General features: G+C 54.3%; 11 protein-coding genes and 1 pseudogene. 6 read left to right on the top strand and 6 right to left on the bottom strand.

What is annotated here, in order from left to right:
• The first annotated feature begins 20 nt into the window (after positions 1-20).
• Positions 21-1,181: a Gfo/Idh/MocA family protein gene (locus RT340_RS00650; RefSeq protein ID WP_160834344.1), complete on the top strand. Its 1,161-nt coding sequence runs from the start codon at positions 21-23 to the stop codon at positions 1,179-1,181.
• A gap of 101 nt (positions 1,182-1,282) precedes the next feature.
• Here the strand turns inward: RT340_RS00650 and RT340_RS00645 are convergent, their stop codons facing one another.
• Complete coding sequence (locus RT340_RS00645; RefSeq protein WP_313373452.1) at positions 1,283-2,521, bottom strand: MFS transporter; 1,239 nt, start codon at positions 2,519-2,521, stop codon at positions 1,283-1,285.
• 417 nt (positions 2,522-2,938) lie between these two features.
• Between RT340_RS00645 and RT340_RS00640 the strand changes: the two genes are divergently transcribed.
• Both RT340_RS00640 and RT340_RS00635 read left to right on the top strand, forming a co-directional pair.
• Positions 2,939-3,538, top strand: a complete 600-nt coding sequence (locus RT340_RS00640) for a hypothetical protein (protein ID WP_211729091.1) — start codon at positions 2,939-2,941, stop codon at positions 3,536-3,538.
• A 283-nt stretch (positions 3,539-3,821) separates the two neighbouring features.
• Positions 3,822-6,212, top strand: coding sequence for a glucose/quinate/shikimate family membrane-bound PQQ-dependent dehydrogenase (locus tag RT340_RS00635; protein WP_038649714.1), 2,391 nt, complete (start codon positions 3,822-3,824; stop codon positions 6,210-6,212).
• A 129-nt stretch (positions 6,213-6,341) separates the two neighbouring features.
• Here the strand turns inward: RT340_RS00635 and RT340_RS00630 are convergent, their stop codons facing one another.
• The 3 genes from RT340_RS00630 to RT340_RS00620 all read right to left on the bottom strand — a co-directional run bounded on the left by RT340_RS00630 (position 6,342) and on the right by RT340_RS00620 (position 9,102).
• Positions 6,342-7,553 carry an MFS transporter gene (locus RT340_RS00630; protein ID WP_097118984.1) on the bottom strand — a complete coding sequence of 404 codons (1,212 nt, stop codon included), beginning with the start codon at positions 7,551-7,553 and terminating at the stop codon, positions 6,342-6,344.
• Between the two features lie 110 nt (positions 7,554-7,663).
• Positions 7,664-8,554: a LysR family transcriptional regulator gene (locus RT340_RS00625; protein ID WP_211729090.1), complete on the bottom strand. Its 891-nt coding sequence runs from the start codon at positions 8,552-8,554 to the stop codon at positions 7,664-7,666.
• 179 nt (positions 8,555-8,733) lie between these two features.
• Positions 8,734-9,102, bottom strand: a complete 369-nt coding sequence (locus RT340_RS00620; RefSeq protein ID WP_034826803.1) for a helix-turn-helix domain-containing protein — start codon at positions 9,100-9,102, stop codon at positions 8,734-8,736.
• A 290-nt stretch (positions 9,103-9,392) separates the two neighbouring features.
• Here RT340_RS00620 and RT340_RS00615 point away from each other — a divergent pair, with 290 nt between their 5' ends.
• From RT340_RS00615 to RT340_RS00605, 3 genes are all read left to right on the top strand, one after another.
• Positions 9,393-10,052, top strand: a complete 660-nt coding sequence (locus tag RT340_RS00615; protein ID WP_034826805.1) for a response regulator — start codon at positions 9,393-9,395, stop codon at positions 10,050-10,052.
• Positions 10,049-11,407, top strand: coding sequence for a sensor histidine kinase (locus RT340_RS00610; RefSeq protein WP_097118982.1), 1,359 nt, complete (start codon positions 10,049-10,051; stop codon positions 11,405-11,407). The genes RT340_RS00615 and RT340_RS00610 overlap by 4 nt, the downstream gene beginning before the upstream one ends.
• A gap of 445 nt (positions 11,408-11,852) precedes the next feature.
• The gene (locus RT340_RS00605) at positions 11,853-12,719 is read left to right on the top strand and encodes a nucleoside-specific channel-forming protein Tsx (RefSeq protein ID WP_160868442.1); all 867 of its coding nucleotides are present in this window, start codon (positions 11,853-11,855) and stop codon (positions 12,717-12,719) included.
• A gap of 83 nt (positions 12,720-12,802) precedes the next feature.
• Here the strand turns inward: RT340_RS00605 and yjdN are convergent.
• Positions 12,803-13,234: pseudogene (gene yjdN / locus RT340_RS00600) on the bottom strand (VOC family metalloprotein YjdN).
• 108 nt (positions 13,235-13,342) lie between these two features.
• Positions 13,343-14,245, bottom strand: a complete 903-nt coding sequence (locus RT340_RS00595) for a LysR family transcriptional regulator (protein WP_097118980.1) — start codon at positions 14,243-14,245, stop codon at positions 13,343-13,345.
• Positions 14,246-14,272 lie beyond the last annotated feature (27 nt).

Raw genomic sequence — 14,272 nt, 5'->3', positions numbered from 1 at the left:
ACGGGCTTCAGGGGTACAACATGAAAGTGGGCATTATTGGTCTGGGCTTTCGTCTTTCCCATGTGGTGAAAGAGTTCAACAAAGCTGACGCAGAGTTCTCCGTGGTGGGTTACGTCGATCCGGCTCCCGCTGGCTTGCCAAATCTTCACACCTTCGGTATTGATGCCGGGAAGGCGTTCGACAGCGTGGATGCGCTGCTCCAGCACGGTGGTTTCGATCTGTTGCTGGTGGGGTCACCCAACTTTATGCACCTCGAGCATATCCGTCAGGGGCTGGCCGCCGGTTACACCGTGTTTACCGAGAAACCGGTGGTGATCAATGAAGAGCAGACGATGGCGATGGCGCAACTGGTACAACAATATGGCCATGAGCGCATTCTGGTCGGCCTGGTGCTGCGTTACTCACCGCTGTATCACGATCTATTGAACGCACGCGATGAAAATCGTCTCGGTGAAATCACCTCAATCGAAGCCACTGAACACATCAAGCCTTATCACGGCGCCTTCTTCCAGCGCGACTGGCGACGTCTGGAAAAATACGCCGGTCCTTATATTCTGGAAAAATGCTGCCACGACATCGACCTCTATCAGGGATTGGTCGGTGAGCGCCCGGTACGCGTAGCCAGTTTTGGTGGACGTAAGAACTTCACCCCGCAGCATGCACCCACCGGCGCTGTCACACCGCAATCTGAGGTGTATCACGTGAAGCCCAGCGGCTGGTCGAGCACGGATGCGGTGTTTGACGGCGACGCCGATATCGTCGATTACCAGACGGCGCTGATCGAATACGCCAATGGCGCAACCCTCGCCTTCCACGCCAACCTCAACGTGCCGGATGAATTTCGTCGTTTCTGCGTGATGGGCACCGACGGCATGGCCGAGGGCGACTTTGTGCGTAACTACTTCCGCGTACACAACGCCCGTACCGGCGAGCGTGAAGTCGATACCACCTACAGCGGCAATGCTTATGACGGTCACTATGGTGCCGATGCGTTGATGGCTGAAGAGATCGTCAAACACATTAAACAGGGAACGCCACTGAAAGTATCCGTGGTGGATGCACTGGAAGCGGGTCTGACCGCGATCAAAATCGATGAAGCACGAAAATCGAAAACCGTGGTGGATATGACAGACAGCTGGAAACAATTTGACGCCAGCCTGGGGAAAACCGCGACCGTATAAGGTCAACCTCCCCGCGCAGATCCCCCTTTGCGCGGGGCTTTTCATGGCAGTGCAGAGTGGTGACATCATTAACCGGCCCGCGAGCCGGTTTTTGTTGGCACTTAACCTGCGTTTTCATTCTCCAGCTTCTGCCGTTTGCGCAGATGCGGGAAAATAGTCATCCAGACCGCTACCACCACCAGCGTGCCGATCCCGCCAAGTGCTGCGGCAGGCACCGCCCCCATCCACGCCGCCAGCAAGCCTGACTCAAACTCGCCCAGCTGATTTGAGGTGTTAATAAAGATGGCGTTGACCGCATTCACGCGACCGCGCATGTCATCCGGCGTATCCAGTTGCACCAGCGCGCCGCGAATCACCATGCTCACCATGTCGAACCCACCCAGCGCGGCCAGCGCCAGCAGAGAGAGCCATAATTGCGTGGAGAGCGCGAACACCAGCGTGGCGACCCCAAAGCCCGCCACCGAACCAAACATAATCATGCCGACGTGTTTTTCCAGCTTGTGACGGCTGAGCCACACGCCAACAATGAGCGCCCCTACAGAAGGTGCACCGCGCAGCATGCCCAATCCCCAGGGGCCGGTATGCAGAATATCCTGCGCGAAGATCGGCAACAGCGCGGTGGCACCTCCCAGTAACACGGCGAACAGATCGAGAGAGATCACACCCAACACATCTTTGCGCTCACGAATAAAACGCACGCCCGCAAACATGGTGGTGAGATTCATCGGCATCCGCGTTTGGGGTGGACGTTCATAACGAAGGCGGCTGACCAACACCAGAGAGAAGAGATAAAACAGGGCGGAGACGCCGTAAACCACCTCGGGACCGGCCACATACAGCAGGCCACCTAAGGTTGGGCCGACGATCACTGCAGCCTGGCCGCCCACTGAACTCGCCGCCATGGCACGCGCGAGAATCGGTGGAGGCACCAGCGCAGGGAGCATCGACGTGATCGACGGCCACTCCAGCGCTTTGGCCACGGAGATCAGAAACACCAGTCCCCAAATTTCAATTTTATCCGCCCAGTGCATCAGCGTCAGTGCCACCAGGCCAAGCAGAGCTAGCCATTCAATCAATTGCCCGACCAGCACAATGCGGCGGCGATCAAACTGGTCGGCAAGATGGCCGGCCGGCAGAGCCAGTAATACCGAAGGCAGGAACTGCATCAGGCCAATCATCCCCAACGCCATCGCGCTGTGCGTAAGGGCGTAGATTTGCCAGCTAACCGCCACGGAGAACATCTGGAAACCAAACGATGAACAGGTGCGCGCCAGCCAGAAGGCGACAAACGACCTGTGCCGCAACAGAGAGTCTTCTGCTACGGATAACGGTGAAGCCATATTTTATCCCATCCTAAATCATCTTCCGGCCAGCATCATTGCACCAGCCTGGTGAAAAGCCGTTTACCGACTCTCATTATCATTTTGCGGCCACAGAGTGCGACATCTGACGCTGGCAAGCAATGGCTAGCCGTGCGCTTTAAAAACAGTTGCTTATCTAAAATTTAACTAAGCATAGAGTTCTGAATATTAGCAGGCTGATTGTTTTCACCTGAAAATATCTGAATCATTCCAGAAATTCCAATAACTCAATATTAAATACATCTTTTAGCCGCCATATCTCTCTATCAGAGACAGCTAAAAAAGGTGACCTTAACAAACATTTCGATCTATATTGGAAGCGTAAAGATCACAGCAACCTTGCCGTCCTTATAATAATTAAGACGTTCCAGTTAATTAATTTATTCATAGAGATAAATGGAAAACAGTTCATACAATCCTTATGTTACTGAGCGTATCCGTCGCCTCGACGGGGCACTGATGGGCGTGTGTTATTCAGCACCCTTTATGCATTGTGAACAGGAAAGCACAGTATTACTTAACGGAAGCAACATAATTTCACTGCACAATCAGTTGCCCGATGCGCCCGAACGAATAATTATCCCTTTAGTGGGAAATAGTCTTGCGTGCTTTTTAAAGGCGCCAGAAAATTATCCCAGCCTGCAAATGGAAAATGTCTCCCTTGCTATCAATTATGCCAGTTTAGTTAAGCATGAAGCGGCATTGCGAGAAGCCGTACAGCATCACGCATTCTGGCTTTATGATTTGGCTCCGCCAGGAACGTGCTGGAAGAATATTGCCTCTTTTCCCTTCAGTGGAATTGTCCTGAACGATGATTTCTTCAATGATAATTATCTCAAGTTCAGCTTTCCCTTTTTGCTCGGATCCTGCCGGGAAAGAGAAGCAGAGGTGATATTACGCACTCCGCAATTAACTCTGCCGTTGTCTGTCTATGAAGACCTGCAACTTTCTGGCTGTCAGGAACAACGCACCAGCAACACCCTGTTTGAAGTGTAAACGCTTACACGAAATGCCGCCTCTTGCCGTTATGTCCCGATCTCTTCGGGCATAACGTTAGAATATCCTCATAAAATGTCGCACTACTACCATTCCACAAGCGCAAAGCACTAAAAAAATCAAACCCGTTAACGTTTTTAAGATAAAATTTAACGCAAAGGGATCATCTGGCGTAACGGAAGCGCTGCGATCGAACATTTTAAGTCACTTCGTACTCTATGTCGGGAAACAACCTAATGCGTTGTTTCCTTTTAAGTTTATGGCAAAGAAAGAGGTTAATATTATGGGGAAAGCTTCCTCATCTTTTGGCGTGATTCGCTTTTTGACGGTGCTGTTCGCACTGCTCACAGGCGCATTTATGCTGGTAGGCGGTGTATGGCTAGCCGCAATTGGTGGTTCCTGGTACTACGTTATTGGCGGTGTGATTATGTTGATCACCGCTATCCTGCTGTGGCGCCGTAGCGGTGCAGCGATCATGCTGTATGCACTGTTGCTGTTGGCAACGCTGGTGTGGGGCGTTTGGGAAGTTGGTTTCGACTTCTGGGCGCTGGCACCACGTACCGATGTGCTGGTGATCTTCGGCATCTGGCTGATTCTGCCGTTTGTGTATCGCGGTCTGAATCATGCAGGTAAAGGCGCGCTGGGTCTGATGGCCGTTGCGCTGATTGCCAGCGTGCTGGTGCTGGCGTGGGCAGTGTTCCACGATCCGCAGGAGCTGAACGGTGAAATCCCAGCGGCGGCAGATAATGCCCCGCAAGCGCAGCCGCTGAGCAACATCAAGGATGCTGACTGGCCTGCGTACGCGCGTGACCAGCAAGGCACGCGCTTCTCTCCACTGAAGCAAATCAACACCGGTAATGTGAAAGAGTTGCAGGTAGCCTGGCAGTTCCAGACGGGCGATCTGAAAACCCCGAACGACCCAGGTGAAATCACCGACGAAGTGACGCCGATTAAAATCCGCGACACCTTGTATCTCTGCTCACCGCACCAGATTCTGTTTGCGCTGGATGCAAAAACCGGTAAGCAGAAGTGGAAATTTGATCCGGGCTTAAAACCGAATCCAACCTTCCAGCATGTGACCTGTCGTGGTGTCTCTTACCATGAAATGCCAGCAGCAGCGGATGCGTCTAACACCCAGCCTGCGCTGTGTTCACGTCGCATTTATCTGCCAGTGAACGACGGTCGTCTGTTCGCGCTGGATGCCGAAACCGGTGAACGTTGTGCCGCGTTTGGTAACAACGGTGAGCTGGATCTGCAGCACAAACAGCCGGTACTGACCCCAGGCCAGTATGAGCCGACTTCACCACCGATCATCACGGATACCACTATCGTGATTGCCGGTGCGGTCACTGATAACTACTCTACCCGTGAACCGTCAGGCGCTATTCGTGGCTTTGATGTGAACACCGGTAAACTGCTGTGGGTGTTTGATCCGGGCGCGAAAGATCCCAACGCGATTCCAGATGATGAACATACCTTCACCATGAACTCGCCGAACTCCTGGGCACCGGCAGTATACGATCCAAAACTGGATACCGTATTCCTGCCAATGGGCGTGACGACACCAGACATCTGGGGTGGTAACCGTACGCCTGACCAGGAACGTTTCGCGAGCAGCGTACTGGCACTGAATGCCACCACCGGCAAGCTGGTGTGGTCGTATCAGACCGTGCATCACGATTTGTGGGATATGGACCTGCCGTCACAACCGACGCTGGCCGATATCACTGACAAAGATGGCAACACCGTTCCGGTGATTTATGCCCCGGCCAAAACCGGTAACATCTTTGTCCTGGATCGTCGTACCGGTAAGCCAGTTGTCCCCGCACCGGAAACTCCAGTGCCACAGGGCGCCGCGAAAGGTGACCACGTTTCTCCTACTCAGCCGTACTCCGAACTGACCTTCCGTCCGAAGAACAATCTGACGGACAAGGACATGTGGGGCGCGACCATGTTCGACCAACTGGTGTGCCGCGTGATCTTCAAGCGTCTGCGCTACGAAGGTCCGTTCACGCCGCCGTCTGAGCAAGGTACGCTGGTGTTCCCAGGTAACCTCGGTATGTTCGAGTGGGGCGGTATCGCGGTAGATCCACATCGCCAGATCGCGATTGCTAACCCAATGGCGCTGCCGTTTGTCTCTAAACTGGTGCCACGCGGTCCGGGCAACCCGATCGAGCCACCAGCCGATGACAAAGGCGGTTCAGGTACTGAAACCGGTATTCAGCCACAGTACGGTGTACCGTACGGCGTCGAGCTGAATCCGTTCCTGTCTCCGTTGGGTCTGCCATGTAAACAACCGGCCTGGGGCTATGTCTCAGCGGTTGACCTGAAAACCAACGAAACCGTGTGGAAAAAACGTATCGGTACCGTTCGCGACAGCGCGCCGGTTCCGGTTCCGTTCAAAATGGGTATGCCAATGCTGGGCGGCCCAATTACCACGGCCGGTAACGTGTTCTTCATTGGTGCGACTGCTGATAACTATCTGCGCGCGTTCGACACCAACACCGGGGAAATGCTGTGGCAGGCACGTCTGCCAGCCGGTGGCCAGGCAACACCGATGACCTACGAAGTGGATGGCAAGCAGTACGTTGTCATTGCTGCGGGTGGTCACGGTTCGTTTGGTACTAAGCTGGGCGATTACGTCATTGCCTACGCACTGCCAGATGCTAAATAAGTTTCTGGTTTGATGTGACAAAGGCGGGCTGCGAAGCCCGCCTTTTTTATTGTCTCACTGCCTGCGCTCTGGCGTATCGCGTCATTATGAAGAAGCTAAAGGTTGTTCGAAGCGCCATACCTGTCGCCGTTACGGCTTCTTTAACACCCGCGCATTTAACAGCGCGCACAGCGCCATGATCACACAAGTCGCCAGAAACACTGGCCGCATGCCGAAAGCACCGCCAACAAATCCGCCAAATAACGGACCTGAGACCTGACCGACATACTGGGCCGAGGTCGAATACCCCAACATTTTCCCCACCTGCCCTTGCGGCACATTGTGGCGAATCAGCGCCGTTACACACGGCATCAAACCGCCCAGCGCCATGCCCATCAGGAAACGCAGCACCACTAACTGCCAGGCTTCGGTGATAAATGCTTGAGGTATTAGCAGCACAGCACAGGCCACCAGGCCATACACCAGCACGCGGCCATGCCCTATTCTATCCGCCAGGCGCCCCAAACGCGGCGCAGAGAGAATACTGCCCAGTGCAGCCGCCGCCATCACCACGCCCGCCGTCACCGTAATCGCATGATCGCCCTGCACGAACTGACCGATATACAGCGTGATAATCGGTTCAATCGACATATTGGCAAAAATCAGCAGCATGCCGGACAGCCACATCAGTCGCACCAGTGGCAGATTGACCGGCTTCTCACTCTCATCGTGAGTTTGCACCGTTTTTTTACCCGGCTGACGCGGTGCTTCTTTTAATAAAAAGGTGGTGGCAAGGAAGGCGAGGAAAATCACGGCGCCGGTCAGCCAGAAGGTATGGCGAATACCAATCAGCGGTGGCAACACCCCGCCCAGCAGTGGCCCCACCACGTTACCCGCCATAATGCCGGAAGACAACACACCCAGCGCCCAACCCGTCTGCTCTTTTGGCGTTTGCGCCGCGACCATGATGGTTGAACCCGATGCGTAGCCCCCCAATAATCCCGCCAGCAAACGCAAGGCAACCAGTTGCCACGGCGCCGTCGCCATGCCAATCAGCGACATGGCAATCGCCATTCCGAGGCTGGCACGAATCAACATCAGTTTGCGGCCATAGCGATCCGCCAGTTTTCCCCACAACGGCGCGGTTAACGCGGCGCTGAGGAAAGTGGCACCATACGCAGCCCCCGACCAGCGTGCAATCGCGGCAGGTTCCTGCACGCCAAGCTGCTGCACATACAGCGGCAGAAAGGGCAGCAGCAACGTCATCGCCACAATGGTGCTGAACGAACCCAGCACGCAGACAAACAAATTACGTTTCCAGTGTTGCTGCTCAGGCGCTAACACTGTTGATGATTGCGACATAGTCATTCCCTGTTTTTGCTTTTTTAGCAGGCTAACAGCGGAGCACGACATAAAACAGGGAGAGAGAGATATTTGCCAACCAGCGTAATATTGTTGTCAGGCAACAACAATTAACTGCCGCTCAAGGCATTGATTAACGCATCACACAGCAACGTCACGGGGGATGAGGGTTGCGGCAGCTCTTTGAGCAGCAGATAACTGTGTAAACGGTCCATTTGCCACTCGGGCAACACCTGTTGGATCTCGCCGCGCCCCAGCGCCTCTTGCGTCATATACGCTGGTAAATAAGCGATGCCGGTGCCGGCCAGCGCCGCATTCAGCAGCGCCATGCTGTTATTGGCGCGGAAACGGCTATGCACATCCAGCGCCAGCCGCTGTTTATCGCGACGAAACGGCAGTGCGGCCGTATGCGCGGGACCGTGGAACAGCAATAAATCGTGACGCGTCAGGCGCTCTGGATGGTCGATAGCGGGATGCGCTGCCAGATAATCCGGCGTGGCATAGAGTCCCCACTCGATGGTGCTCAGTTCGCGATAATTAGCGACTTCCGGCGCGCGCGCACGAATCACTATCGCCACATCCGCGCTGGGCTGCGGATCGTCGCTAGTGGTGAGGTCGAGATCGACATTGATATGAATATGATGGCGGATAAAGTCATTCAGAGTGGGGACGACGCACTGGCAGCCATAGGTGATTGGCGCCTGTAAGCGCACATTACCCGCGGGCAGTTGATGAACCTGCTGCACAAACGCATCGGCGCGGTGCATCTCTTCCAGCATGCGGGTACAAAACGGATAGTAAGCCTGACCCAGCTCGGTCAACGCCACTTTCCGCGTGGTGCGCTGCAGCAGTTTGATGCCGAGTCGCACTTCCAGCCGCGCGATTTCGCGACTGACATGGGATTTAGAGACGCCTAAGGTTCGCGCGGCTTCACTGAAACTTTGCCGCTCAACGACGCGCGCAAACAGCATCATGGCGGTGAGATTGTCGCTGTTGTCCATGTTCTCTGGTGGGTAACAAACGGAGAACAGCAGCTTAAAAGTAAAAGCAGCAATAAGCACCGAATTTAATCAGCGCACATTGCGGAGCGGCGTAATTTATCGTGTAACGCCTTCGCGATTTACTGCGCAATAAATTGCGCCGCTACGTCTACTTTGCAGATCACTATCAGCGTCATCAATCAACTGGCCACCGCCAGCGGGAACAACAAACGTTCCTGTTCAACGCGGCGCTGACGACGCAATTGACCCGGCGTGACGCTGAAGTAGTTCTTAAAGGTGCGGGTATACGCCTGCTGCGTATCAAACCCGTAGCTCATCGCCACCTGCAGAATCGCTTCATCGCTGTTGATCAGCGTGAGCGCGGACTCAGTCAACCGGCGCTGACGGATGTACTCTGCCAGAGAAAAACCGGTGTGCTGACGGAACAGACGTTGCAGATGCCAGCGGGAGTATCCCGAGCGGCGTGCTACTTCATCCAGATGCAAATCGTGCCCTAAGTTGTCTTCAATCCAGTCCAGCAAACTACGGATAAATTCGCGCTGATTCATGGGAACCTCCTGCTTCGACAATATGTCCAGTGCAGTCACTGTAGCGCGCTAAATTTATCCCTTAATTAGCAGAAAATTAGCGCAGAATTAGCAAGGGGGAAAGTGGGTGCTCCGCCTGAATAAGTCCAGCGGCAGAAAGGCAGCAAGAGCGTGAATCCTCAGAGGCTTGCATAAGTCAGTGAGGGGGTGAACGCTCGCAGCTCACGCCTCTGCAGCGGGAAGTATGACGGAGGGTAATTCTGGCCTAATTATCTGGCGCTACACTGCGTCCATCAGTTTGGGAGAACTCTATGCGTGTGCTGCTGGTAGAAGATGATGAAATGATTGGCGCCAACTTGCAGCAGGCGCTGGAAGCGGCGGGCTGGTCGGTGGACTGGGTGCGCGATGGCGTATTTGCCACCAACGCCTGGGCCGAAGGCGGTTATACCTGCGTGCTGCTCGATCTCGGTTTACCGCGGGAAGACGGTATCCATGTGTTGAAGCGTGCGCGTACGCGTGGCGATATGACGCCCGTGCTGGTGCTGACTGCGCGTGACACAGTGCAACAACGCATTCAGGGACTCGACAGCGGCGCCGATGACTATTTGCTTAAACCCTTTGATCTGCAAGAGGTACTGGCGCGCATGCGTGCAATCACCCGACGTCGTCACGGAGCGGCGGATTCCCTGTTAGGCAGTGGCGATGTGCAGCTGGATATGATGACGCGCGAAGTGCTGTACAAAGGCCAACGCGAACAGCTGACTGCACGCGAATATGCCCTGCTCTACGCTCTGCTGGAGCGACCAGGTGCCATCCTGTCACGCGAACAATTAGAGAACCGCATTTACGGCTGGGGTGAAGAAGTCACCAGCAACGCCGTTGATGTGCTGATCCACGGCATGCGCCGCAAGCTCGATAACGAAGTGATTCGCAACGTGCGCGGTTTGGGCTGGCGAGTACCGGCAATATGAAACCTTTCACTTTTATGCGCTCCCTGCGTAACAAACTGCTCGCCACGCTGGTGCTGCTGCACCTGGCGATGATCGGCGGCGTCACCTGGTATTTCTACCACTGCTACGGCGACATGATGGGCACCATGAAGGACGATCAGCTCGCCAAGATCGCTGATGCCTGGTCCTCCAGCCAGCGCATGCCCGCGCTGATGCCTATGGTGATGCAGCAAGAGAAGCTGAAGAGCACCTACATCGTTCAGCTGTGGGACACCAACAATCATCTGCGCGCCAGCTCATGGCCTGCTTTACAGGCGCCGCTGCAGGCAAAAAAAGGCTGGTCCGATTTAAAAGTTGGCGACTGTGGCGATGACTGTGACTGGCGCGTGTATACCCGCCCCGGCGAACTGGGCAGTGAAATCGGTAATATTCAGGTTTTACACAACATCGGCTACATGAAAAGTTTGATGGTGAAGCGGGTGCTGTCCGCCATCATTCCTTTAATGCTGATGATGCCGCTGTCACTGCTGGTGATCTGGCTGGTAGTACGTGCCATCACGCGAGATTTGCGCGTTGCTTCGCGACAGATTGCCGCACAAGAAACATTGCATCCGCACTCGGTATCGCCGGATGGCTTACCAGATGAAGTGCTACCGCTGGTGGCTGCTTATAACTCTCTGCTCGATAAGCTACGGGCAGCCTGGTCATCGCAGCGACAGTTCCTTGAAGATGCGGCACATGAACTGCGCACGCCGGTTACCGCCGTCACCTTGCAGCTGGAAAATCTGCGCCAGCATATTCAGCCTGGTGAAGCCAGTCGCCAGTTTGATCAGCTGGAAGCCGGCGTCACGCGGACGCGCCATCTGGTGACGCAGTTGCTGAATATCTCGCGCCAGGAAGATCAGTCAGTGGTGGCCACGGTGGAAACCATCCAGCTCGATGATTTGCTGAAAGAGAGCATCGAGCAGTTGATGGTGGTCGCCGATAAACGCGGCATTGATATCGGTTTTAATGGCACCACGCACTATCGCCTGCACGCCAGCCGTTCCGATTTGCGTAGCCTGTTTGATAACCTCATCGGCAACGCGATGCTGCACACGCCGGAAGGCAGCCTGGTGGATGTGCTGCTGCATCGCGTGGGCAATCACACCGTGGTGGATATCGTCGATAACGGGCCGGGCATGCCGGAGTCCTTTATCGAACGCGCCTTTGATCGCTTCACCCGGTCGCCAGATGTACAGGCGCAAGGCAGCGGTTTGGGTCTGTCGATTGTGCGCAGCGTAGCGCAGAAGCATCAGATGCAGGTCGCGCTGTCGAACTGCCATAACGCCCAGGGACAAATCTCCGGCCTGCAGGTGCGTGTGACCTTGCCATAATCGACGTGTCGCTACCGCCTTGAATATCCAGCGCGGTAGCGGCACAACGTATTGAGTCTTTTCCTCATCTAAATCGCCCTACACGATGAACCACGTATTTTCCGCCGCCAAATTCCAAAGGCACACGATGAATCGTGCCGCTACGTTCTTTTTCTGCATCTGACATTTTTACGGTTGTACGCGACAACGTAAACGGTTGCGGGGTTCCGTTCGCCACACAGCATTTATGTGATCACAATCACATTTACAGTGAATCAAAATGCAACACATTTTGACAAACGTGATCAAAATCTATTTCCTATCGCTCTGTTACAGGCACATTACGCACATTTGAAAATTCGGCGATTCAGACCGGATAAAAACAACTCACGGCCCATCCCCTGGGATTGATTTCACTCGATTGCGGCGCAACCGCAGCAATCACTAGCATGTGGTTAATAAAATAATGAAATTTAAAGCATTGATAGCAGGGGCCTTACTGGCCAGCAGCTGGACCGGCGCGGCACAAGCGGCAGACAGCGATCCGCAGTATCTTTCAGACTGGTGGCACCAGAGCGTTAACGTGGTGGGCAGCTATCACACCCGCTTCGGACCACAGTTCAACAATGACGTGTATCTCGAATACGAAGCCTTTGCTAAAAAAGACTGGTTCGATTTTTACGGCTATGCGGATTTAACCAACTTCTTCGGCGTGGGTAACAGCAACGCGAACGGCATTTTCGACCACGGTTCGCCGCTGTTCATGGAAATTGAACCGCGTTTCTCTATCGATAAACTGACCGGCACCAGCCTGGCATTTGGTCCGTTTAAAGAGTGGTACTTCGCCAACAACTACATCTATGACATGGGTCGTAACGCTTCACAGCGTCAGAACACCTGGTACATGGGTCTGGGTACCGACATCGATACCCACAGCGATATCGGTCTGTCATTGAACGTGTATGCCAAATACCAGTGGCAGAACTACGGTGCAGCGAACGAAAACAGCTGGGATGGTTATCGCTTCAAAGTGAAATACTTTGTGCCGATTACCGATCTGTGGGGCGGCAAGCTGAGCTACATCGGCTTCACCAACTTCGACTGGGGTTCAGACCTGCGCGATGAGACCGGTCCATCACGTACCAGCAATTCGATCGCGTCCAGCCACATTCTGTCGCTGAACTACGATCACTGGCACGTTTCTACCGTGGCACGTTATTTCCACAATGGCGGTCAGTGGGCGGATGGGCAGGAGCTGAACTTCGGCAACGGTCCGTTTGAAGTGAAATCGACGGGCTGGGGTTACTATCTGGTCGTGGGTTACAACTTCTAATTCGTATGAATACAAGGGTCGCCATCACTGGCGCCCCTTGTAAGGTACGCATTTATGCGTACCTGGTCACAAACTGTTCCGGTTTAACTCTGCGGCATGTCCGCACTCACCATCCAGGGCACGCCAAACTTATCGGTTAACATGCCGAAACCGTGCGCCCAGAATGTCGGCTCCCACGCTTTCGTCACCTCTCCGCCTGCGGATAAAGCATCAAACCAACGTTTTCCTTGCGCTTCATCGAGTGTCGATAAACATACGGAAAAGCCGGCCTAGTTTGCCTGCTGTGCGCCATCGCTCATCATCAATTCACCCTGACCGATGCGCAGCTGGGCATGCATGATTTGTTCTGGCGAGAAGGTCACGCCAGAGGGGCAGCCCTCATCCTCAACAGGGGTTTCATCCGGCATGTCACCAAAGGTCATTTTAAACAGTAGTTCGCCGTCAGTGGCCGCAAGATAAAAGGCGATCGCCTCTTCACAGCGGCCGTTGTAAAACAAATAAGGTGTAATTTGCATGGTCGGTTATCCTTAACGTAAACGTACGGAGCGAGTGTAATGCGCAATTTTTAAAAAGCTGCGAGCCAAACCGCACTCTTAACTTTGCTGACAATCCAGGACACAATCTTACTTTTGTTGACAATAGCGGCGGAACAGCTGGGCCATATAAGCGCTCATTGGGGTCAGCGCGGTGTCTTTCCGCTGGATCAAATAGAAGGTGGCTTTTGGTAACGGATCGTCAAGATCGAGGGCAATAAGTTGCCCACCGTGCGTCGGATCCTCAATGACATCGCGCGAGATGATGCTGACAAAATCACTCTTTGCCACCAGGCTGGTGCAGGCCATAAAGGTTTCGCAGGTCACCACGATCTTCGGTGCCATACCGCGTTCACCAAACAGATCGTGCAGCAACCGATAGTAACTACCCTGCGGCGTCGGCATCGTCCAGTCACAGTGCTGCAACTCATTCAGTGAGCGGGCATGCGCCATCGGATGGCCTTTTCGCATCACCACCTGATAGTCACGCTCCATTAGCCGCTCAAAAATCAGCTCCTGATCCAGATGATGTTGATCGTAGGTATTAACGGTGAAATCCAGGGCGCCCTGACGCAGTTCATGCACCATCGACACCAGCTGCCCCTCAACGATACGCACCTTCACCAGCGGGTATTCACGATGAAACTGGGTGATCACCTGCGGCATGATAGTGCGCGCAATACTGCCGCCCACGCCGATGTTCACTCTTCCGCCCGCCAATCCCAATCGCTGCTGAATATCCTCCTGCGCCACGCGCAATTCTTCCAGCACCAGACTGGCATGACGAAAAAAGTTATCACCGATATCCGTTAGCGTGACGCCCTGCTGACGACGTTCGAACAAACGTGCGCCAAGCGCCAGCTCCAGTTCCTGAATCGCTTTGGTCAGCGCAGGCTGTGAAAGTCCCGATAAGCGGCTGGCAGCGCGAATACTGCCCTGGCGGGCCACATCGACAAAGGCGCGCAGTTGATGAAGTTTGAGGTTGGCAGGCATGATTTTTGTGATAACCGTTGTTTATCA

The organism is Pantoea sp. CTOTU50773 (assembly GCF_032082325.1).
Taxonomy (GTDB): domain Bacteria; phylum Pseudomonadota; class Gammaproteobacteria; order Enterobacterales; family Enterobacteriaceae; genus Pantoea; species Pantoea communis.
The sequence above is the reverse complement of the archived record's forward strand: the minus strand, read 5'-3'. Positions and strand labels throughout refer to the sequence as shown.

What these genes read in the sequence shown, in the direction of transcription:
- RT340_RS00595 (WP_097118980.1), bottom strand. Translation starts at nt 14,245, where the DNA reads ATGCCTGCCAACCTCAAACTTCATCAACTGCGCGCCTTTGTCGATGTG.
- RT340_RS00615 (WP_034826805.1), top strand. Translation starts at nt 9,393, where the DNA reads ATGCGTGTGCTGCTGGTAGAAGATGATGAAATGATTGGCGCCAACTTG.
- RT340_RS00650 (WP_160834344.1), top strand. Translation starts at nt 21, where the DNA reads ATGAAAGTGGGCATTATTGGTCTGGGCTTTCGTCTTTCCCATGTGGTG.
- RT340_RS00620 (WP_034826803.1), bottom strand. Translation starts at nt 9,102, where the DNA reads ATGAATCAGCGCGAATTTATCCGTAGTTTGCTGGACTGGATTGAAGAC.
- RT340_RS00625 (WP_211729090.1), bottom strand. Translation starts at nt 8,554, where the DNA reads ATGGACAACAGCGACAATCTCACCGCCATGATGCTGTTTGCGCGCGTC.
- RT340_RS00605 (WP_160868442.1), top strand. Translation starts at nt 11,853, where the DNA reads ATGAAATTTAAAGCATTGATAGCAGGGGCCTTACTGGCCAGCAGCTGG.
- RT340_RS00630 (WP_097118984.1), bottom strand. Translation starts at nt 7,553, where the DNA reads ATGTCGCAATCATCAACAGTGTTAGCGCCTGAGCAGCAACACTGGAAA.
- RT340_RS00610 (WP_097118982.1), top strand. Translation starts at nt 10,049, where the DNA reads ATGAAACCTTTCACTTTTATGCGCTCCCTGCGTAACAAACTGCTCGCC.
- RT340_RS00635 (WP_038649714.1), top strand. Translation starts at nt 3,822, where the DNA reads ATGGGGAAAGCTTCCTCATCTTTTGGCGTGATTCGCTTTTTGACGGTG.
- RT340_RS00645 (WP_313373452.1), bottom strand. Translation starts at nt 2,521, where the DNA reads ATGGCTTCACCGTTATCCGTAGCAGAAGACTCTCTGTTGCGGCACAGG.
- RT340_RS00640 (WP_211729091.1), top strand. Translation starts at nt 2,939, where the DNA reads ATGGAAAACAGTTCATACAATCCTTATGTTACTGAGCGTATCCGTCGC.